Genomic DNA, 3,932 nt, shown 5'->3' with positions numbered 1-3,932 from the left:
CAGTTTTTTCCCGCTTTCCTTCGGCACGGTCTCGCCGCCCGTCACGCTTCCGGCGATGACCCCACTGCAAAGTCCTGCGCCCGGACGGAGCGCTCCCGCGCAAAGGCCTCGCGGATGGTCTCCATGGGCTGCGGCGGGCAGATCCCGTACCCCTGAACGATATCGCACCCGGCGCTGCGCGCCATGGCCAGGGTGGCGCGATCCTCCACGCCCTCGGCGACCACCTCCATACCCAATCGACGCCCCAGGCCGGCCACCGACTCCACAATCCGGCCGTCGGACGAGGGCCCGGCCAGTTCCTGGATCAGGGCACGGTCAATCTTGAGGCTGGTCGCCGGCAGACGGCGCAGGTAGCCCAGCGACGTCTGCCCGGCGCCGAAGTCGTCGATGGCCACCCCCATCCCCCAGTCCCGCAGCCGCCCGAGCACCCGGCGGGCCTGCTCCGGGTCGGCGAGCACCGCCGACTCGGTGACCTCCACCTCCAGCTGCTCCGGCGAGGTGCCGGTCTCCGCGAGGGCCCGCGCCAGATCGCCGATCAGTCCGTCGTCGTTGAGGTTGCGTGCGGAGAGGTTCAACGCCACGTGCCAGGGGCGACCGTCGCGCTGGAGCTCGGCCAGATCGCGCAGCGCGGCGGAGACCACCCAGGGCGTCAGCTCGTGGATCAGGTGGCTGCTCTCCAGCTGCGGGATGAAACGCACCGGGGTCAACAAGCCGTGCTCCGGATGCTGCCAGCGCAGCAGCGCCTCGGTACCCACCACCCTCTCCTGCTCCAGGTGCCATTTGGGCTGGTGGTAGAGGCAGAGCTCACCGTGGGAGACCGCACGCCGGAAGCCGCTGAGCAGCACCAGGTTCTCGCGGCTGGTCTGATCACTGCCGGCATCGTAAACGCGCTCGCGCTCGCCCCGCCGGCTGGCCAGATCGGCGGCGATGGTCGCGCGCTGGATCAGCTCCTCGGCGCTGGCGCCGTGCTCCGGATGGTCGGCCCGCCCGAAGGTCAGGTTCACGTAGAGCGGCACCCCATCGGCGACCAGGGGCTCCATAGAGTGCGCGCGGATGCGCGCGCGGACATCATCCAGCCGCTCCCCGTCGACGACCACCGCGAACCGCTCCCCGTGGAGGTGGTAGACCCCGGCATCGCCCTGGCACGAGGCCTGGAGCCGCTGCACCACGCCACCGATCAGCCGCACGCCCACCTCCGGGCCGAAGGTGTTCACCAGCTCGGTGTAGTTGTCGAAGATGGCCACCAGCACCGAGAGGCGCCGCGGGGCGTGTCCGGACACCGGCGGCTCCAGCGTCCGCTCCAGCGCCTGGCGTAGCGGCTGCTGGCTCGGCGCCCCGCTGACCGGGTCCTCGCCGAGCAGGCGGGCCACCGCCTGACCGAGCATGCCCACCACGCCGCCGACAAACAGGAAGAACACCGCCCGGTAGGCCCAGTTGTAGAACGCCTGCATCTCGCCGGTGGCGGTGTCGATGGGCATCCCCGGCCCCAGGGCGAGCCCGCCGGCCAGCCCGGCCACCACGCCGCCCCCGGGACCGAAGAGCGCAGCGGCCAGCAGGATCGGGACATACATGATGTGCGAGAAGGCGTACCGGATGCCGCCGGTCTGCCAGACCAGGAACGTGGTCGCGGCGATGAGGGTGACGATCCCCGCCACAGCCAGCCAGCGGCGCAGGCCAGTGGGGTGTTGCCAGCGCGTCAGCGCAAGCGCCAGCCAGCGGTCGATCCGTACCATGGGCGGCCCTTTCCGTAGCCTTCCTGGACGCCGCGAGCCGACCGACCCACGACCGGTTCAGCATAGACCACTGCGCACCCCGGCGGATAGCCACCCGGCGGCCCTTCCCGCGACGGTTTGACACGCTCCAACACGGTATTGGACGCTTACCACGCTTCACACCGCCGGTTCCCACGTTTACTATAGGTTTACCTGCAGTCTCGTGCCCGCCTCCCCCACGGGCGCTATGCAGTAACCGACCGGCCGTACGCGGCCGAACCAAAGCAGGAGAGTAGCCCGATGGAGGAAAGCATGGAGCGATCCAGCCACTCCCGCACGGTCAGCCTCGTCGACCTGGCCAAGCAGTACGTCCACCGCCTGAGCAGTGAGCCCCGTCGCCGCCGTCAGCGTGAAGAAGGCTTCACGTTGATTGAGCTGGTTATCGTGTTGGCAGTGCTCGGTGTTCTCGCGGCAATCGCGATACCGCAATTTACCGGCGTGCAGGATCGCGCTGCTCTTTCTAGCTATGGAAGCGCCATAGCCAGTGCCATGTCCGACGCCAGCACCCAAGTTAATTTACGCGGCAACGTTGATTGGGACACCGGTGAGCTTTCTGGCTGTAACCCCAGTACCCTTGGAAATCCAGGGGCACTAGATGACGGGGACGATGAGACTTTTGATCCCAACAGTTGGCACACCGGCGACGGCGACCTTCTAGAATCTGACATCAATCTACCCGACGTCGAGGGTGCAGACTGGTCTGGCAGTGATGACGACTCCGTTGCACGCGTAACCATTCCTGCGGGCGCAACCGGAGCTGATGACGACTCGGTAACCTGCTATCTCAATGCTCCCTGATTCGATCGCAGCGAGGTAGCTTCTTTAGGGCCATCGTAAGTCGATGGCCCTTTTTTTAACCAAAACTCCTATGATATTCGGAGCATTGGCCTGCCTTTTCGATCAAGCCGACATTCTCGAAATAGTTACCATACCTGCCTAGCCTTCTGTGTCGTCTCCAGCACCTGTTGCCTTGCGTACTAAATTAAAATATCACCAACCCTCAACAAGCTTGCGGGCTCTTACTGCTGATTTCTTCTTCTTAGCTCTCGAAGATGCCCACTATACCCGTCTTTATATTACCGGCACCCTCCCCTGCTAATTATTAACCGCAAAACCCCCGCTACTTCAAGCATCCGTAGAACTGAGCTACTACGCCTTCTTAGCCAGTGGTGATGCTCTTGGCCCTGTTCCTTCTTCTGCGCTCAGGAACGCTGCCTAAGCTCGCTAAACGCTTCCTGCTGATCGGCTATCCCCTTTACGGCCTCATCGCCTTTGCATCGGCCACACGGAACATTGGCGACTGGTACAGGGTCGTTGGTTCTTGGATTCAGGAACGCCTCATTGAAGGCCGCACCATCTCTCTCCCGTGGAGTGATGAGGTCTACACTTGTACTTCTATTTCTTCATTCGAGTTTATGGATGGCCTCCTAGAAGAGTCCATTGAGCTTATTGCGGCCACCCTTCTTCTTGTTGCTGTGCTTTACTGCTTTCAGGAGTATCGTAAGCCTTTCGTGTCTTGACTTCAAACCCTTCCTCTGACGATCTCAAGACCGCCACACTGGATCATTGATATTATCGCCCCTCTTCCTCTCTCTACGATAATATAATTATTCCGCTCTCCACACTCCCTCGGTTTTCGTTCCTAACAATATTTGCCGCTTACCGTGCGTGCCGAATCATTAATATAAAATTTCCTCTTGCACTCCTTCCGAATTATATTCTTAAGAATATTATCCGCATCATTGATTCCGCTTCCGGGATTGACGAATTTCCTGAAAAAGTTACCATATAGATTCCGAAACGCAAAATAGGAACGGCAAAAACATTCCTATAAATGTTCGGAACGCCGATAACGAAGGAGGAAACAATGAAAGAAACCATTGTTACACAGATGTATCTCTACGAAAAAATATACGAGATGGTGGAGGCCGGACTTCTTTACGAGCACATCCTTGTAGACATCATAAATTCTTGCTTGGAAGAAGGCATAGACGTTTCTGTCTTTACTTTGGATGAACTACTCAGTAGAGCCTTTAGAGAGTTTGATTCTTATCAGATGCCTTCTTCTCTAGAGTTCTCGGTGAATTCAACGAGATCTCTAACTAGATAGCGTATTGTGTTACTCGAATATTTGTAGCAAGGTGTACCCGTCCGGTTGAC

Annotated in this window: 3 protein-coding genes; 2 read left to right on the top strand and 1 reads right to left on the bottom strand. The window is 60.0% G+C overall.

The genetic code is table 11. The features are described from left to right. Positions 1–41: 41 nt before the first annotated feature. On the bottom strand, positions 42–1,733 hold the full coding sequence (locus LRF89_RS12965; RefSeq protein WP_238637328.1) for a putative bifunctional diguanylate cyclase/phosphodiesterase: 1,692 nt from the start codon (positions 1,731–1,733) through the stop codon (positions 42–44). Positions 1,734–2,012: 279 nt separating this feature from the next. On the opposite strand from LRF89_RS12965, the gene LRF89_RS12960 reads away from it, so the two are divergent. Together LRF89_RS12960 and LRF89_RS12955 are read left to right on the top strand one after the other, a co-directional pair. Further along, the gene (locus LRF89_RS12960; protein ID WP_238637327.1) at positions 2,013–2,570 is read left to right on the top strand and encodes a pilus assembly FimT family protein; all 558 of its coding nucleotides are present in this window, start codon (positions 2,013–2,015) and stop codon (positions 2,568–2,570) included. Between the two features lie 380 nt (positions 2,571–2,950). After that, positions 2,951–3,292 (top strand): hypothetical protein, encoded by a 342-nt coding sequence (locus tag LRF89_RS12955; protein WP_238637326.1) that lies wholly within the window; start codon positions 2,951–2,953, stop codon positions 3,290–3,292. The last annotated feature ends 640 nt before the right edge of the window (positions 3,293–3,932 follow it).

The sequence above is a fragment of the Halorhodospira sp. 9621 genome (assembly GCF_022228055.1).
GTDB lineage: Bacteria > Pseudomonadota > Gammaproteobacteria > Nitrococcales > Halorhodospiraceae > Halorhodospira > Halorhodospira halophila_A.
Note: the sequence above shows the minus strand (reverse complement) of the source record. Positions and strands in the feature narration are given on the sequence as shown.

Coding starts and splice junctions, on each gene's coding strand:
- LRF89_RS12965 (WP_238637328.1), bottom strand. CDS start 1,733: ATGGTACGGATCGACCGCTGGCTGGCGCTTGCGCTGACGCGCTGGCAA.
- LRF89_RS12960 (WP_238637327.1), top strand. CDS start 2,013: ATGGAGGAAAGCATGGAGCGATCCAGCCACTCCCGCACGGTCAGCCTC.